This window comes from Rhizobium sp. 21-4511-3d (assembly GCF_053522545.1).
This window is the reverse complement of sequence record NZ_JBNWCF010000001.1, coordinates 991,689-1,008,230: the sequence shown is the minus strand read 5'-3', so window position 1 is coordinate 1,008,230 and position 16,542 is coordinate 991,689. Positions and strand designations below refer to the sequence as shown.

The following is a 16,542-nucleotide window of genomic DNA, read 5'->3' as shown; positions in this document are numbered from 1 at the left end:
TGCTGGGGCAATGACATGAACCGGCGCATGGCCTGCGCCGGCAGAAGCTTAGACGCCGAGCGACTTCAGCTTGCGGTGAAGCGCCGAGCGCTCCATGCCGACGAATTCGGCGGTGCGCGAGATATTGCCGCCGAAACGGTTGATCTGGGCGATGAGATAGTCCTTCTCGAACATCTCGCGCGCCTCGCGCAGCGGCAGCGTCATGATGTGATAGTCGTTCTTGGCCGAGACTTTCGGCAGCATGTCGCCGAGGTCCGTCGGCAGCATGTCGGCGGTGATCGGCGCGTCCGGGCCGTCGGAACGGGCCAGGATCATCAGCCGCTCGATATTGTTGCGCAGCTGGCGGATATTGCCCGGCCAGTCATGGGCCTGCAGAACGGCCATCGCGTCATCACCGATGCGGCGCTGGCGAATGCCGGCCTGTTCGGAAATCTGGCGCATCAGCTGGTCAACGAGGAACGGAATGTCCTCGCGGCGCTCGGCCAGTGCCGGAACCCGGACCGGCACGACGGCCAGACGATGATAAAGGTCTTCGCGGAACCAGCCTTCTGCAATGCGGCTTTCGAGATTGTAGGCGGTCGAGGAGATGATGCGGACATCGACCTTGACGCGCTTGGAGCCGCCGACGCGCTCGAACTGCTGGTCGACGAGCACACGCAAGATCTTGTTCTGCGTTTCACGCGGCATCTCGCCGACTTCGTCGAGATAGAGGATGCCGCGGTGCGCTTCCTCGAGCGCGCCGGTCTTGCGGGCCTGGCCTGGCGAACCCTCGGTGCCGAAGAGCGCGATTTCCATCCGGTCGGGAGTGATGTTGGCGGCGTTGAGCGCCACGAACGGGCCGTTGGCGCGCGTCGACTTCTTGTGGATCATGCGCGCCACCAGTTCCTTGCCGGAACCGGATGCACCGAAGATCATGATGCGGCTGTTGGTCGGCGAGACCTTCTCGATCGTCTGGCGCAGCTGCGAGACGGCAACCGACGTGCCGATCAGCTCGACGGCATCGCCTGCCCGCTTCTTGAGCTCGGAGACTTCGCGCTTCAGCTTGGAGTTTTCCAGCGCGCGCTCGGCGATCAGGATCAGGCGGTCAGCCTTGAAGGGCTTCTCGATGAAATCGAAAGCGCCGCGCTTGATGGCGGAAACGGCCGTTTCGATGTTGCCGTGGCCCGAGATCATCACGACCGGAATATCGGGATGGCGCGTCTTGATCTCGTCGAGCAGCGACAGCCCGTCGAGCTTGCTGCCCTGCATCCAGATATCGAGGAAGATCAGCCGCGGGGCGCGATCGGAAATCGCTGCCAGTGCGCTATCGCTATCGTGAGCGGTGCGGGTTTCGTGGCCCTCGTCGGACAGGATCCCGGACACGATCTCGCGAATGTCATGCTCATCGTCAACGACGAGAATATCAGAGGCCATAAACGCTTTCCTTGTCGCTTTCAGCAGGGGCCGAAGATGCCGGCTCGAGACGCGGTAGATGCACGCGGATCATGGCTCCTCTTCCCTGGTCAAATTCTGCGGGCGCATCATGCAGCTCAAGCTGCCCGCCATGCTCTTCAATGATCTTCTTGACGATGGCGAGGCCCAGGCCCGTGCCCTTCTCCCGCATCGTCATATAAGGCTCTAGAATGCTGTGCCGGTTTTCCACCGGCAGACCGCGACCGTTATCGATGACATCGACGGTGAAGCGGTCACGGCCTTCGTCCATCGCAGCCCGTACCAGCACCTTGCGCTCGTCGCGCTCTTCGCTCGGTACGGCCTCGATCGCCTCAACGGCGTTCTTGATCAGGTTGCCGAAGGCCTGACCCAGCATGCGGCTGTCGAACATGCCTTCGAGCGGCCGTTCGCCGAGCTCCTGCAAGAAGCTGACATGGGTGTTGCCCATCTCGCGCAGGAACATCGCATCGCGCAGGATGTCGCGCAGATCGCTCGGTTCCTTGGTCGGCTTCGGCATGCGGGCGAAAGCCGAGAATTCATCGACCATGCGGCCGATATCGCCGACCTGGCGGATGATCGTATCCGTGCACTGGTCGAAGACGGTCTTGTCGTCCTGATTGATCTGCTTGCCGTAGCGGCGCTGGATGCGTTCGGCCGACAGCTGGATCGGCGTCAGCGGGTTCTTGATCTCGTGGGCGATGCGGCGGGCAACGTCGCCCCAGGCGGTCGAACGCTGAGCGATGACGAGATCGGTGATGTCGTCGAGGGTGATGACGTAGGATTCGCCACTCTCCCTCACCTCTTCGCGCGTAACCTGGACGCTGAGCGTACGGACCGTGCCGCCGCGCACCAGAGCGATCTGCTTGCGGAAATCGCCGCGGTAGCGCTGTGCGGCCTCTGTGAGGACCTGATCGACCTCGGGAGCGATATCGGAAAGCTGCTTGCCGAGCATATCAGGCGCTTCGAGCGCCATCAGCGTCTCGGCCGAACTGTTGACGATGGTGATGCGGCGGTCGCTCTCGACGCCGATGACGGCAGCGGTAACGCCCGACAGCACGGCCTCGATGAAGCGGCGGCGGTCGTCCACTTCGTCCTTCGCCTCGAGGATTTCGTCACGCTGGGTGCGGATTTCCGAAATCATCTTGTTGAAGGTGCGCGACAGGTTGGCGACGTCGCCATCGACGGCGTGAACCGGGACGACGATATCCATGTTGCCGGATGCAACGCTGTCGGCCGCGGTAATCAGCAGCCGGATCGGGCGGACGATACGGTCGGCGACGGCAATTGCCGTCCAGATGGCGGCAAGCAGAACGATGAGCGCGAAACCGATATAGAGAACCGCGAAGGCGATCTGCAGCGAGACCCGCCCAGCTTCCATCGACTGATATTCGCTGGCGTTTTCCTGCATCAGGCGCATGGCGCCCATGACCTTCGGATCGACGGCACGCACCGTGTAGAGGAAGGCATCAGGAATGGATTCGAGCTTGATGATGGCGCCGACGAGGTTGGTGACACCCGGCGGAATCAGAGTCGGCTGGCCGGCGGCGGCCTTGGTCAGCGCATCCTGCGGAATGGCCGGCAGCGGCTTCTCGGTCTTGATGTCTGCCTGCGTGATCACCGCGCCGTTGCTTTCGACCAGGAAGGCGCCGAGCAGGCCGCGTCCGCGCGCCTGGCGGGTCATCAGGTCGGCGAAGCCGGTACGGTCGAGATTGTAGAGCGTGCGGTTGCGCTCCAGGTCGTTCGCCATCGAGACCGTCTGGCCCTGGAGATAGCTGGCATTCTCCATCATGTAGGCCTGGCCGACATTGCGCGACGAGCTGACGATCGACTGGGTGCGCAGCGAGAACCACCGGTCGAGACCAGCGTTCAGCGTGATACTGGCAAAGAGGGCGACAAGAATCGCCGGGGTGATCGCCACCAGTGAGAAAAGCACGACGATGCGGATGTGAAGCCGCGCTGCGGCCCTTCCGCGGGTTCGCGCCTTCATCAGCCGCGCAACCTCACGGCCGATCAGCGCCATCAGGCCAAGGACGAAGAAGGAATTGACGACGACGGAGGTAATGACGACGCGCGAGGTCGGCTCGATCGGCGTGAAGCCGAGCAGCACGAAGAGCGTTGCAGTGGCGCAGAGCAGCGCACCGCCCGCCAGCATGAGGCCCGGCAATGCGAAAAGCGCGCGGCGATCGGTAACGATCGCAACTCCCTCTTCACCCGCCGCAGGCGATGCCGCATCCTGCTTCATCAGGTCATTCTCCTGGCAGCAAATCGCCGCCACGCCACATCTGCAACCAACGGACCGGAAATCGAAAGCGTTCGCTCAATCCCTGAATGAAGAGATCAGCGGCACAGACCATCTGTTATGGTTACGATTGTCCAAACCCCATGCGTGACCTTTAAGCAACGCATTGTGGCGAAAATGCAACGCATCCCGCCACATTGTCAAGCTGTGCGGGAGCTCCGGTAGACCGAAACGCCGAGCTCACGGATCTTCTTGCGCAGCGTATTGCGGTTCAGACCGAGAAGATCGGCCGCCTTGATCTGGTTGCCCCGGGTCGCTGTTAGCGCTGCCAGGATCAGCGGATACTCCAATTCCGTGAGAACACGGTCATAGAGGCCGGGCGGCGGCAGATTCTCGCCGAAGCTGGCGAAATAGGCGCGCATATTCTCTTCGACGGCCTGGGCGATGGTCATCGAACCCGAGCGGATCGGCCCCTTGTCGATCGGGCTATCAGGCACGTCGGAGCGCAGCTCGCTCTCGATGATTTCGCGGGTGATCACATCCTGTGGATAAAGTGCCATCAGGCGGCGGATCAGGTTCTCGAGCTCGCGAACGTTACCCGGCCAAGCGTAGGCTTTCATGAGCTCCAGCGCTTCCTGGTCGAATCGCTTGGTGCCGAGACCCTCCTTTTCCGCCTGCTGGATGAAGTGGCGGACGAGATCCGGGATATCTTCAGCGCGGTCGCGCAGCGGCGGCAGGCGCAGCGGCACGACGTTGAGGCGGTAGTAGAGGTCTTCGCGGAAGAGACCCTGATTGATCGCCTGCTTAAGGTCCTTGTTGGTGGCGGCGACGATGCGCACGTCGGTGCGGATCGGTGTGCGGCCGCCGACGGTGGTGTATTCGCCCTGCTGCAGGACGCGGAGAAGACGCGTCTGCGCGTCCATCGGCATGTCGCCGATTTCGTCGAGGAAGAGCGTGCCGCCTTCGGCCTGCTCGAAACGGCCGGTCGAGCGGTTCTGCGCGCCGGTGAAGGCGCCCTTCTCGTGGCCGAAGAGTTCGGACTCGATCAGATCGCGCGGGATGGCGGCCATGTTGATGGCGACGAAGGGGCCGTTGCGGCGCTTGCCGTAATCGTGCAGGGCGCGGGCGACGAGCTCCTTGCCGGTACCGGACTCACCGGTGATCATCAGTGTCAGGTCGGTCTGCATCAGGCGCGCCAGGACGCGGTAGATTTCCTGCATCGCGGCGGAGCGACCGACCAGCGGCATACCGTCCTGCATGTCCTCGTCGAGCTTGGCGGGCTTCTTTTTCGGCTCGGCCAAGGCCCGGCCGATGATGCCGATCAGCTCCGTCAGGTCGAAGGGCTTCGGCAGGTAATCGTAGGCGCCCTTCTCGGAAGCCTTGATCGCCGTCATGAAGGTGTTCTGGGCGCTCATGACCAGCACCGGCAGATCCGGCCGCGCCTTCTTGATGCGCGGCAGCAGATCGAAGGCGTTCTCGTCGGGCATGATGACGTCGGTCACCACAAGATCGCCCTCGCCCGCCGAAACCCAGCGCCAGAGCGTGGCGGCGTTCGAGGTGATGCGGACATCGTAGCCTGCGCGGCTGAGCGCCTGATTGAGCACCGTACGAATTGCCGCATCGTCATCTGCGACGAGAATCGTTGCTGTCATCGAGAAGTTCCTGTGGGGTTTGCAATTGCCGCGTCATCGGAAGAGGCATCCTTGGATGCCGGCATCAGGACACGGAAGGTGGTCTTGTTGTTCTGGCTGTCGCATTCGATGATGCCGCCATGGTCGCCGATGATCTTGGCGACCAGAGCAAGGCCAAGGCCGCTGCCATTGGTCTTGGTGGTGATGAAGGGATCGAAGAGATGCGGCAGCAGGTCGGAGGGCACGCCCGGACCATTGTCCTGCACGCAGAACTCCAGCGGCAGCGAGATTTTTTCGCGGGTGCCGGCGACGGAGAGGCGGATGCCGGGACGATAGGCGGTCGTCAGCAGAATCTCGCCGTCTTGCCGTTCGCCGACGGCTTCGGCGGCATTCTTCACCAGATTGAGGAAGACCTGCACCAGCTGGTCGCGATTGGCATAGACGGCCGGCAGCGACGGATCGTAATTCTCGGTGATGCGGATCTGGCGGGCAAATCCTGCCTTGGCCACGGCCTTCACATGATCGAGGACCGAATGGATGTTGACCGGAACGCGATCGACGGGGCGCTCGTCGGAGAAGACTTCCATGCGGTCGACCAGCGAAACGATGCGGTCGGTCTCGTCGCAGATCAGCCGGGTCAGCGCCCGGTCCTCATCGACAGCCGACTGTTCGAGAAGCTGAGCAGCGCCACGGATGCCGGAGAGCGGGTTCTTGATTTCATGCGCCAGCATCGAAGCCAGCCCGGTGACGGAGCGCGCCGCGGCGCGATGGGTCAGCTGACGGTCGATCTTGTCGGCCATCGAACGTTCCTGGAAGACCACTACGACGGAGCCCGGCGCGCTGATGACGGGCGCGACGTACAGGTCGACCAGCTTGTCCTGGCCAAGGCGGGGCGAGCTCAGATCGACGCGATACTCGTTGACCGGAGCGCGGCGCTCGCGGACCTGATCGATCAGCGCCAGCAGCGGGCTGCCGAAAGGAATGAAGGTCGAGATCCTGTAGCGCGCCAGATGCGAGGCACTGGCGCCGAAGAAGGCTTCCGCCTCCCAATTGGCGAATGCCACGAGACCGGCCTCGTCCACCATGATCACAGGGTTCTGGATGGCATTCAGCACTGCCATCGCCACACCACTCGTCTGATCGGCCTGCGTCTTGTCCGTCATGCCGCCTCCCGGCTTTGAACTGCCTCTGCACCTGCAGAGAGCGCATCGTGAAGCCGCCGCTCCACCTCCAGCGGCTGGTTCGAAGTCATGATCGCCGCCCTTTCTTCCCCGGTAAGGCCGGGGGCGTATCGTTCGAGATACCAGCCGAGATGCTTGCGGGAATGGCGTATGGCGACATGCTCACCGTAGAATTCCAGCATCATCCGGTAGTGCTCGACGGCAATATCGGCGATCTCCGCGCTTTCAGGACCGGCGGCACCGGCAAGAACGCCGGCATGCCACGGACGGCCCTGGCAGCCGCGGCCGATCATCACCGCATCGGCGCCCGAGCGGCGGAGAATTTCTTGGGCATCTTCGGGCGTGTTGACATCGCCGTTGGCGATCAGTGGCACCGAGACGACATCGCGGACGGCGCGGATCGCATCCCAATCCGCCTTGCCCTCGTAGAACTGCATGCGGGTGCGGCCATGGATGGTGATCAGCTGGACGCCTGCCTCCTCGGCACGCTTGGCAATATCAGGGGCGTTCAGCGAGTTGTCGTCCCAGCCGAGGCGCATCTTCAATGTGACTGGAACATCGACCGCCTTCACGGTCGCCTCGATCAGCGTCAAAGCGTGATCGGGATCGCGCATCAGCGCCGAACCGGAATAGCCGCCGATAACCTTCTTGGCCGGGCAGCCCATGTTGATGTCGATAATATCGGCGCCGGCATCCGCGGCGACCTTGGCCGCCTCGCCCATCCAATAGGCTTCGCGCCCGGCAAGCTGCACCATATGCGGCTTGAAGCCGGCAGCCTTCAGGCGCGACCAGGATTCGGCGGTGTTATTGACCAGCTCGCGGCTCGCCACCATCTCGGTGACGACGAGGCCGGCGCCATAGCGCCAGGCCAGCTGCCGGAACGGCATATCCGTGACGCCGGACATGGGCGCCAGCGCGACGCGGTTGCGCACGGAGACGTTTCCGATCTGCAATGGCGCTGCTAGGTTCACTGGATGCAATTGATTATCTTTCAGGCACACAATATTGCTGCACTATTTTTAGCCATAGACGAATGGCTTGCCAAGAGGCTTTGGTTGGAATTGATATTTTTTGGGCAGATGCTGGAAAGCCGATGACCAAGGCTATAGAGCACTTACGTCGCTTTCTGCATATTTTAGGGATTTATGCCGCAAATGCATTCGAAGCAACCACTATCGGCCGGGATCGTCGTCGTCGCCGCGGGGCGCGGCGAGCGTGCTGGTGCCTCCGTCGAAGGGCCGAAGCAGTATCGCATGGTCGGCGGCAAGCCGGTTATTGCCCATACGCTTGAAAACTTCATGACATGGGAGCACGCCGCCCATATCGTCGTGGTCATCCACCCCGACGACGAGGCGCTGTTCGACAAGGCGCTGCGCCATATCCTTTCGGCGACGCCGATCGAGGCGGTACATGGCGGCGCGACGCGCCAGCAATCGGTGCTGGCCGGCCTGCGTCATCTCAAGGACAAGGGCATCAGCCACGTTCTCATTCACGATGCGGTGCGGCCGTTCTTCGACCATGTGCTGCTCGACCGTGTCGCCGATGCGCTGATTGCCGGAGCGCCTGCAGTCCTTCCGGCCACGCCGGTCGCCGACACGCTGAAACGCGCCGACAAGACGGGAACCGTGCTGGAGACCGTGTCGCGCGAACATCTCTTTGCGGCGCAGACGCCGCAATCCTTCGCTTTCGACACCATTCTGGCCGCGCATGAAGATGCGCATAAATCCGGCCGGAGCGATTTCACCGACGATGCCTCGATTGCCGAATGGGCGGGCATTCCCGTGACCATCGTTGAAGGAGCTGCCGACAACATGAAGCTGACCGTGAAGCGCGATATCGCCCTTGCCGACAACCGCCTGTCGTCATCGGCCCTGCCCGACGTGCGTACCGGCAACGGCTATGACGTCCACCAGTTGGAGCCCGGCGACGGCGTGACGCTCTGCGGCCTGTTCATTCCGCACGATCAGAAGCTGAAGGGACATTCGGATGCCGACGTGGCCCTGCACGCCCTGACCGATGCGCTGCTTGCCACCTGCGGCGCCGGCGATATCGGCGACCATTTTCCGCCATCCGATCCGCAATGGAAGGGCGCGGCATCCCGCATCTTCCTCGAGCATGCCGCCAAGATCGTGCGCGATTGCGGCGGGACGATCATGAATGCCGACGTCTCGCTGATTGCTGAAGCGCCGAAGGTCGGGCCGCATCGCGACGAAATGCGCGCCAATCTTGCCGAGTTCCTCGGCATTTCGATCGGCCGCTGCTCGGTGAAGGCGACGACCAACGAGACGATCGGCTTCGTCGGCCGCCGCGAGGGCATTGCTGCCATCGCCACCGCGACCGTCGTCTTCCGCGGCGCGAGGGATTGACGATGTTCACGGCCGAGATCCTGGCGCTTGCTGAAAAGATCATCCGAGATTTCTCGGCTGAAGGGCTGATGGTCTCGACGGCGGAGAGCTGCACGGGCGGATTGATCGCCGGTGCCTTGACGGAGATCTCGGGATCCTCCGCCGTCGTGGACCGCGGTTTCGTCACCTATACGAACATGGCGAAGATGGAGATGCTCGGCGTCCAGGAGCATACGCTTGCACGCTTCGGCGCCGTATCCGAGGAAACCGCGCGGCAGATGGTGCATGGCGCCCTCTTCCGCTCGCGCGCTGCTTTTGCCGTCGCGGTGACCGGCATCGCCGGGCCTGGCGGCGGATCCCCGGAAAAGCCTGTCGGGCTCGTTCATCTCGCGGCAAAATCACGACAGGGCGCGCTCATGCATCACAAGATGCTCTATGGCGATATCGGCCGCGACAAGGTGCGGCTTGCGACCGTCAAGACGGCGCTGGAAATGCTGCTGGCGCTGAAGTAGCATCCGGGAACAAAAGTCTTCTGCCACCGTTTCTGCCGCGTTGCCGGCCGCTGCCGGTTTTGAAGGATGTTCCCATGCGATATTTGGCTGCCATCGGCGTTGCGTTGAGCCTCGGCTGTATTTCTGCCGCGGAAGCACCGTCCAACTATCAGACCTATTCCGGCATCCGTGTCGATTCCGACCCGGTGCTGCTCGCCCGCTACGATCGAGCGCTGTCCTATTGCCAGCCGGAAGCGATGTCTCATCGCGGCTCGCCGGATACGCACAGCATGATCTACAACGTGGCTCTGCGGAACTGCCTCTACCGGCGCAGTTTCGTGGATCGGGGCTACTACGCCTATCCGGCAAACCAGGTCTTCGACCATTTCCTGGACAGGTAGGCGTCAGCTGCCGTAGATCGCCGATGCGCGCTTTTCGAAGGCTTCCGTGAACATGCGGAAAGCCCTGTCGAACATCGTGCCCATGAGCGCGCCCAGAATGCGGCTCTTGAACTCGTAATCGATGAAGAAATTGACCATCGAGCCCGGCGTGGCTTCGGCGAAGCTCCAGCGATTGTCGAGATACTTGAACGGGCCGTCGATGTATTTCACGTCGATGATACGCTCTGCCTTGTTGAGCAGCACCTGCGTCGTGAATGTCTCGCGGATCGCCTTGTAGCCAACCGTCATATCGGCGACCAGCAGGATCTTGCCGTCGCGTTCCTTGCGGCTGCGTATCGTCAGCGCCTCGCAGAGCGGCAGGAATTCCGGATAGCGTTCGACATCGGCGACGAGGTCGAACATCTGCTCGGCTGTATGGGGAACGGGACGATGCGTTTCGAATTGCGGCATGAAGCGCAGTTAAGCGGGCGCGCCGAGAAGATCAAGAAGGCGGCCCACGTCTCGCCGGCTTTTCAGCTGCAAAACCGGGATATCAGGGCCGTAACGGTCGATACCAGCAATCACGAGCGGCGCGAACCGCTGTTCGAAAGTCCAGATATAGGTGAGGAACTCGCGGTCCGGCAACTGCTCCCGGCAACCGGGCGCCATGTCCGGCCGCGTCTTGCCGAGGTGGAAGAACGCGCGCTTGCAGATGCCCCACAGGCAGATCCAGCGCGGCATGCGCACCCAGATGATGAACTGCGTGCGCGGCACGCGGATATCGAAGGTCGAGGGGCCGGTGCCGTCCATCAGCCAGCCTTCGCCGTTGACGACCTCAGTGATCAGCGCCCGCTCCTCGGCCTTCGCCCGCTTGACCCAGCCGGGCAGCCAGAAGAACTCCCTGTCCATCGAGACATGCCGCAAGCTGAGAAGGCCGGCAAGTTTTCGCGACAGCGTGCTCTTGCCGCCGCCCGAGCAGCCGACGACCATGATGCGCCCTGAGCCGCGGATAAGGCTGGCCGCTTGAGCGAGGTCGTCGATATAGGCAGGCATCGCATCGCTCCGCATGTCGGCAAACAAAAAGCCGCGGCGAAAATCACCACGGCTTCTCGAAAATGCAAGCAGGGATTTTATTCCGCGGCGATCAGCAGCTTCTTTTCGCGCGCCGCTTTCAAACGGGCGAAGTCATCGCCGGCGTGATGCGAAGAGCGCGTCAGCGGGCTGGAAGCGACCATCAGGAAGCCCTTGGTGTAGGCGACCGTCTCGTAGGACTTGAATTCCTCCGGGGTCACGAAGCTTTCGACCTTGTGGTGCTTGCGGGTCGGCTGCAGGTACTGGCCGATCGTCAGGAAGTCGACGTCGGCGGTGCGCAGGTCGTCCATCAGCTGCAGCACTTCGTTGCGCTCTTCGCCGAGGCCGACCATGATGCCCGACTTGGTGAACATCGTCGGATCCAGTTCCTTCACGCGCTGCAGCAGGCGGATGGAGTGGAAATAGCGGGCACCGGGGCGAACCGTCAGGTAATTGCCGGCGACGGTTTCCATGTTGTGGTTGAAGACGTCTGGCTTGGCTGCGACGACGCGCTCCAGGGCACCCGGCTTCTTCAGGAAGTCAGGGGTCAGGATTTCGATCGTCGTCATCGGCGACGCTTCACGGATCGCCCAGATGACCTTCTCGAAATGCTCGGCGCCACCATCTTCCAGATCGTCGCGGTCAACCGAGGTAATGACGACGTGGCTGAGGCCCATCTGCTTGACGGCCTTGGCGACGTTCTCGGGCTCGGCCATGTCCAGCGCATTCGGCTTGCCGGTCGAGACGTTGCAGAAGGCGCAGGCGCGGGTACAGATCTCGCCCATGATCATGAAGGTGGCGTGCTTCTTGTCCCAGCACTCGCCGATATTCGGGCAGCCGGCTTCCTCGCAGACGGTGACGAGCTTGTGCTCCTTCACGATCGAGCGTGTCTCGGCATAGCCCTTGGAGGTCGGCGCCTTTACACGGATCCATTCCGGCTTGCGCAGAACTTCCTGGTCCGGCCGGTGGGCCTTTTCCGGATGGCGCACCCGCTTGGCGTCGGGATTGATCGTGTCGAGAATGGTTACCATTACCGTGTCAACTTTCCGCCGCCCCAATGCGGCTTCATCAGTCTGCACATAAGTCTTTTAGCCGTCTGTTACAATCGGCCGCTCATGTGCATCATCGCCGGACGAGCCGGGCGAAGAATATCAGCAGGCAGGCGCCCAGGAATCCGGTGACGAAGTAGCCGAGCCGCCCGCCGGCCACTTCGATATGGAACTGCGCCAGGATGACGGTCGCGACGACCGAGCCGACGATGCCGAGCACGATGTTCAGCAGAATGCCGTATCGCGCATCCATCAGCTTGCCCGCGAGCCAGCCCGCAAAACCGCCGATGATGATTGCCGCCAGCCAGCCTACGCCTTCCATGTGAGCCCTTTTCCTACGCTATCGCCCTGGCGATCAGCACCACGATGATGGCGCCGACCGTGGCGTGAATGATCTGCACAACCAATGCATTTTCAATGCCGAGCGAGATGCCCAGCGCATTGAACAGAAAGCCGCCGACGAAGGCGCCGATGATGCCGCTCAGCAAGCACCGGATCAAACCGCCGCCGCCGACCACGAGGCTTGCCAGAAACCCGGCGACGAGCCCGATCAGCAGGAAGATGAGCAGTGCCTGCGTACCCATTGACATGATGATTTCCTTTCGTTTTTCCGCCCCGTCAGGACAGTTCACACCATCCTGATAGAGAGGGCGGAAACGGAAATTATCAAGCGTTCAGCACGCGGCCGTATGCGTCGAGCACGGCTTCCTTCATCGATTCCGAAACGGTCGGATGCGGGAAGATCGTGTGCATCAGTTCTTCTTCCGTCGTTTCCAGGTTCATGGCGACGACGAAGCCCTGGATGAGCTCGGTGACTTCGGCGCCGACCATGTGGGCGCCGAGCAGTTCGCCGGTCTTCTTGTCGAAGATGACCTTCACCATGCCCTGGTCTTCACCTAGCGCGATCGCCTTGCCGTTGGCGACGAAGGAGAAGCGGCCGACGCGGATATCGCGGCCGGCTTCCTTGGCCTTGGCTTCGGTCAGACCGACCGATGCGACCTGCGGGTTGCAGTAGGTGCAGCCCGGAACCTTGCTCTTGTCGGTCGGGTGGACGTTCGGCAGGCCGGCGATCTTCTCGATGCAGACGACGCCTTCATGCTCGGCCTTGTGGGCGAGCATCGGCGGGCCGGCGACGTCGCCGATGGCGTAGATGCCGGGGACGTTCGTCTTGCCGTAGCCGTCGATGACGACGCAGCCGCGGTCGGTTTTCACGCCGAGCGCCTCGAGGCCGAGGTTCTCGATATTGCCCTGGACGCCGACGGCCGAGATCATCCGGTCAGCGGTGATCTGCTGCGACTTGCCATCGGCTGTCTCGACGGTCGCGGTGACGCTGTCAGCGCCCTTTTCGACCTTGGTGATCTTAGCGCTGGTGAAGATCTTCAGCCCACGCTTTTCGAGCTGCTTGCGGGCGATCGCGGTGATCTCAGCGTCCTCGACCGGCATGATCGTCGGCATGACTTCGACGACGGTGACGTCGACGCCCATCGAGCGGTAGAAGCTCGCGAATTCGATGCCGATGGCACCCGAGCCCATGACGATCAGCGACTTCGGCAGGACATCCGGCTTCAGCGCTTCGAAATAGGTCCAGATCAGCTTGCCATCCGGCTCGATGCCCGGCAAAGCGCGCGGACGGGCGCCGGTGGCGATGATGATGTGCTTGGCCGTATAGGTACCGGCTTCGCTCTTGATGTTCTTCGGCAGCGGATGCTGCGGCTCGACGACAGGCTTCGAGGACTTGGAGACGGTGATCTCGCCGGGCTTGGTGATCTTCGCCTCGCCCCAGATGACATCGACCTTGTTCTTCTTCATCAGGAAGCCGACGCCGGCATTCAGGCGGCCGGAGACGGCGCGCGAGCGGGCGACGACGGCCTTGGTATCGGCCTTGACCGAACCTTCGAGAACGAGGCCGTAATCCTTCAGGTGGTTCGAATGATCGAGAATTTCGGCGGAGCGCAGCAGCGCCTTGGTCGGGATGCAGCCCCAGTTGAGGCAGATGCCGCCCAGGTGCTCGCGCTCGACGATCGCGACCTTCAGGCCGAGTTGGCCGGCACGCACTGCCGCGACATAGCCGCCAGGTCCAGAACCGATGATGATGACGTCGTAATTCTCAGCCATGTTTCCTGCCTTTTTATCCGGCGAGGCGGGTCAAAAGCACCCACTCGTGTTTCTTGCTGCCTTCGAAAAGCGGTACGGCGTCAGCGCGCGCCGCTTCCGAAAATCCATTCTTCTTGTACAGCGCGAGCGCTGCGTCATTGTCGCTTGCGGTGATCAGGCTGACCGGCAATCCGTTTGCCCTGTCGATCTGGTCACCGAGCAGCTTCATTCCAATGCCGATACCGCGCAGATGACGGTAGACTGCCAGCGTGCCGATGAACCAGCCACCGGCGACCGTCTTCTGCATGGCGATGACGGGCGCCAGTGCGGGACGGTCCGTCTTGAGGGCGTGGATCCCCTCGCCCAACTCGTATCCGACTGCAGCGCCGGCGACCTCGCCGTAAGCTTCGGCAACGACTGCGTTCTGCCAGCTGCCCCATTCGCCGTCCCGGCTCATCTTCAGCCGGCCATGCTCCAGAGGCGTATCGGTCTTGCCGTTGGCAACCTCCGAAAACCACAGCCAGGAGGCAAAGCCATGCGAGCCGATATCGACGAGGATCGCGAGCTCGGCCGCATCCTTCCGTTCCGCCGCTCTAAGCGCTGCGAAAGCGCCGCCCATGGTCACAGCCCCAGCATCATCCGGACGATCGATTCCATGCCGCGCCCTAGAGCGCGGGTATTTTCGGCATCGAGATGGATGCCATCGAGCGGCGTGGTCTTGGCGACGGAATTGCCGTCGAAGAAGCCGCAGCCGAGTTCGTCGGCGAGATCGCGGTAGAGCGTTGCGAGCTTCGCGGACTCTTCGATGCCGCCAGGGAACGATGCGGCGAAGGGCACGTTGCCCGTCGCGCAGATCGCCGGCGGCGCCACGATCAGGATGTCCGGACCGTCGAACTCGAAGGGCCAGGCGTGATTGCGGATCAGCCGCACCAGCCGGGCGATGCCCTGGCAGGCAGCAAAAGCCGAACCCGCCACGACAGGCTTCATGTCGTTGGTGCCGAGCAGGATGATGATGAGATCGAGCGGCGCATGCGTCTGCAGAATGGTCGGCAGAATGCGTGCGCCGTTGCGGTCGCAATCGGCAAGATGGTCGTCGAAGGCGGTGGTCCGGCCGTTCAGACCTTCGGCGATGACGCGGACATCGCTGCCGAGAGCAGCTTGCAGCGCGCTCGGCCAGCGATCTTCATAGGCATGGCGGCCGATCGTCTCGGCGCTGTAGCCCCAAGTCAGCGAGTCACCATAGCAAAGAACGGTCTTCGTCATTTCCGCCTCCGCCCTTTGATCAGACCAGCATGCCCATCGGGTTTTCGATGTAGCCCTTGAACGCCTGCAGCACCTCGGCTCCGAGCGCGCCGTCTACGCAGCGGTGGTCGGTCGAGAGCGTGACGCTCATGACGGTGGCAATCGCCATTTCGCCCTTCTTGACGATGACGCGCTGCTCGCCTGCGCCGACCGCGAGGATCGTTGCATGCGGCGGGTTGATGACGGCGGCAAACTGCTTGACGCCCATCATGCCCATGTTCGACACCGACGTGGTACCGCCCTGGTATTCCTCAGGCTTCAGCTTGCGGTCCTTGGCGCGCTTGCCGAGGTCCTTCATCTCGTTGGAGATGGCCGAGAGCGTCTTCAGCTCCGCCTTGCGGACGATCGGGGTGATCAAGCCACCCGGGATGGAGACAGCAACGCCGACATCGGCGTTCTTGTGCTTGACCATCGCATTCTCGGTCCAGGAAACGTTTGCATCCGGAACGTCGCGGAGAGCAAGCGCCATCGCCTTGATGACCATGTCGTTGACCGACAACTTGTAGGCGGGAACGCCGTCCTTGGACTTCGGTGCGGCATCGTTGAGCTGGGCACGGAGCGCCAGAAGCGCATCGAGCTCGCAATCGACGGTGACGTAGAAGTGCGGAACGGTCTGCTTGGATTCGACCAGGCGCTTGGCAATGACCTTGCGCATGCCGTCATGCGGCACGAGTTCGTAGGAACCCGCTTCGAACAGCTTGAGGACGGCTTCGTCGGAAGCGCCCTTCGGGGCTGCGGCAGGTGCCGGTGCGGCGGCCTGCGGCGCGGCTGCGGCCGGAGCCTTGGCACCACCGCCAGCGACGGCAGCTTCGATGTCGCTCTTGACGACGCGGCCGTGCGGACCGGAACCGGAGATCGCCGAAAGGTCGATACCGGCTTCCTTGGCAAGACGGCGGGCGAGCGGCGACGAGAAGGTGCGGTTGCCGGACGATGCAGCTGCAGCAGGTGCTGCGGCTGGAGCCGGAGCAGCGGCGGCCGGAGCCGGCTGGGCAGCAGCGGGTGCTGCTTCCGCCTTCGGTGCCGGTGCAGCTTCGGCCTTCGGTGCAGAGCCTGCACCGCTTGCGGCAGCCTTCACGTCTTCGCCTTCGGCAGCCAGAACCGCGATCAGCGCGTTGACCTTGACGCCTTCGGTACCGGCGGGAACGACGATCTTGGCAACAGTGCCTTCATCGACGGCTTCGACTTCCATCGTCGCCTTGTCGGTCTCGATCTCGGCGATGACGTCACCCGACTTGACGGTGTCGCCTTCCTTGACGAGCCACTTGGCCAGGTTGCCCTCTTCCATGGTCGGAGACAGGGCAGGCATCGTGATGTTGATAGGCATCGGA

General features: G+C 62.6%; 17 protein-coding genes. 3 read left to right on the top strand and 14 right to left on the bottom strand.

What is annotated here, in order from left to right; translation table 11 throughout:
- Positions 1 to 48: 48 nt before the first annotated feature.
- The 5 genes from ntrX to dusB all read right to left on the bottom strand — a co-directional run bounded on the left by ntrX (position 49) and on the right by dusB (position 7,483).
- Positions 49 to 1,413, bottom strand: coding sequence for a nitrogen assimilation response regulator NtrX (gene ntrX, locus ACQZ5H_RS05485; protein WP_449096948.1), 1,365 nt, complete (start codon positions 1,411 to 1,413; stop codon positions 49 to 51).
- Positions 1,403 to 3,673: a sensor histidine kinase NtrY-like gene (locus tag ACQZ5H_RS05480; protein ID WP_112711791.1), complete on the bottom strand. Its 2,271-nt coding sequence runs from the start codon at positions 3,671 to 3,673 to the stop codon at positions 1,403 to 1,405. The genes ntrX and ACQZ5H_RS05480 overlap by 11 nt, the downstream gene beginning before the upstream one ends.
- Positions 3,674 to 3,870: 197 nt before the next feature.
- Positions 3,871 to 5,322 (bottom strand): nitrogen regulation protein NR(I), encoded by a 1,452-nt coding sequence (gene ntrC, locus ACQZ5H_RS05475; protein WP_449096947.1) that lies wholly within the window; start codon positions 5,320 to 5,322, stop codon positions 3,871 to 3,873.
- Positions 5,319 to 6,464: a two-component system sensor histidine kinase NtrB gene (locus ACQZ5H_RS05470; RefSeq protein ID WP_449096946.1), complete on the bottom strand. Its 1,146-nt coding sequence runs from the start codon at positions 6,462 to 6,464 to the stop codon at positions 5,319 to 5,321. The genes ntrC and ACQZ5H_RS05470 overlap by 4 nt, the downstream gene beginning before the upstream one ends.
- On the bottom strand, positions 6,461 to 7,483 hold the full coding sequence (gene dusB, locus ACQZ5H_RS05465; RefSeq protein WP_449096945.1) for a tRNA dihydrouridine synthase DusB: 1,023 nt from the start codon (positions 7,481 to 7,483) through the stop codon (positions 6,461 to 6,463). Before dusB ends, ACQZ5H_RS05470 begins: the two co-directional genes overlap by 4 nt.
- 144 nt (positions 7,484 to 7,627) lie before the next feature.
- Between dusB and ACQZ5H_RS05460 the strand changes: the two genes are divergently transcribed.
- The 3 genes from ACQZ5H_RS05460 to ACQZ5H_RS05450 all read left to right on the top strand — a co-directional run bounded on the left by ACQZ5H_RS05460 (position 7,628) and on the right by ACQZ5H_RS05450 (position 9,719).
- Positions 7,628 to 8,848, top strand: a complete 1,221-nt coding sequence (locus tag ACQZ5H_RS05460; protein ID WP_449096944.1) for a bifunctional 2-C-methyl-D-erythritol 4-phosphate cytidylyltransferase/2-C-methyl-D-erythritol 2,4-cyclodiphosphate synthase — start codon at positions 7,628 to 7,630, stop codon at positions 8,846 to 8,848.
- A 2-nt stretch (positions 8,849 to 8,850) separates the two neighbouring features.
- Positions 8,851 to 9,339, top strand: coding sequence for a CinA family protein (locus tag ACQZ5H_RS05455; protein ID WP_449096943.1), 489 nt, complete (start codon positions 8,851 to 8,853; stop codon positions 9,337 to 9,339).
- A gap of 74 nt (positions 9,340 to 9,413) precedes the next feature.
- Positions 9,414 to 9,719, top strand: a complete 306-nt coding sequence (locus ACQZ5H_RS05450) for a hypothetical protein (RefSeq protein WP_112711779.1) — start codon at positions 9,414 to 9,416, stop codon at positions 9,717 to 9,719.
- 3 nt (positions 9,720 to 9,722) lie between these two features.
- Here the strand turns inward: ACQZ5H_RS05450 and ACQZ5H_RS05445 are convergent, their stop codons facing one another.
- The 9 genes from ACQZ5H_RS05445 to ACQZ5H_RS05405 form a co-directional block, all read right to left on the bottom strand.
- Positions 9,723 to 10,169, bottom strand: a complete 447-nt coding sequence (locus ACQZ5H_RS05445) for a type II toxin-antitoxin system RatA family toxin (RefSeq protein WP_449096942.1) — start codon at positions 10,167 to 10,169, stop codon at positions 9,723 to 9,725.
- A gap of 9 nt (positions 10,170 to 10,178) precedes the next feature.
- Entirely contained in the window at positions 10,179 to 10,751 is a 573-nt protein-coding gene (locus ACQZ5H_RS05440; RefSeq protein WP_449096941.1) for an AAA family ATPase, read from the bottom strand.
- 77 nt (positions 10,752 to 10,828) lie between these two features.
- Positions 10,829 to 11,800, bottom strand: coding sequence for a lipoyl synthase (lipA, locus tag ACQZ5H_RS05435; protein ID WP_112711775.1), 972 nt, complete (start codon positions 11,798 to 11,800; stop codon positions 10,829 to 10,831).
- Positions 11,801 to 11,891: 91 nt separating this feature from the next.
- Complete coding sequence (locus ACQZ5H_RS05430) at positions 11,892 to 12,140, bottom strand: GlsB/YeaQ/YmgE family stress response membrane protein (RefSeq protein WP_449096940.1); 249 nt, start codon at positions 12,138 to 12,140, stop codon at positions 11,892 to 11,894.
- A gap of 13 nt (positions 12,141 to 12,153) precedes the next feature.
- Entirely contained in the window at positions 12,154 to 12,408 is a 255-nt protein-coding gene (locus ACQZ5H_RS05425) for a GlsB/YeaQ/YmgE family stress response membrane protein (protein ID WP_112711771.1), read from the bottom strand.
- Positions 12,409 to 12,484: 76 nt separating this feature from the next.
- Entirely contained in the window at positions 12,485 to 13,933 is a 1,449-nt protein-coding gene (lpdA, locus tag ACQZ5H_RS05420) for a dihydrolipoyl dehydrogenase (protein ID WP_413709450.1), read from the bottom strand.
- 13 nt (positions 13,934 to 13,946) lie between these two features.
- The gene (locus tag ACQZ5H_RS05415; protein ID WP_449096939.1) at positions 13,947 to 14,531 is read right to left on the bottom strand and encodes a GNAT family N-acetyltransferase; all 585 of its coding nucleotides are present in this window, start codon (positions 14,529 to 14,531) and stop codon (positions 13,947 to 13,949) included.
- Positions 14,532 to 14,533: 2 nt separating this feature from the next.
- Positions 14,534 to 15,175: an SGNH/GDSL hydrolase family protein gene (locus ACQZ5H_RS05410; protein WP_112711765.1), complete on the bottom strand. Its 642-nt coding sequence runs from the start codon at positions 15,173 to 15,175 to the stop codon at positions 14,534 to 14,536.
- 19 nt (positions 15,176 to 15,194) lie between these two features.
- Positions 15,195 to 16,538 carry a pyruvate dehydrogenase complex dihydrolipoamide acetyltransferase gene (locus tag ACQZ5H_RS05405; RefSeq protein WP_449096938.1) on the bottom strand — a complete coding sequence of 448 codons (1,344 nt, stop codon included), beginning with the start codon at positions 16,536 to 16,538 and terminating at the stop codon, positions 15,195 to 15,197.
- Between the last annotated feature and the right edge of the window lie 4 nt (positions 16,539 to 16,542).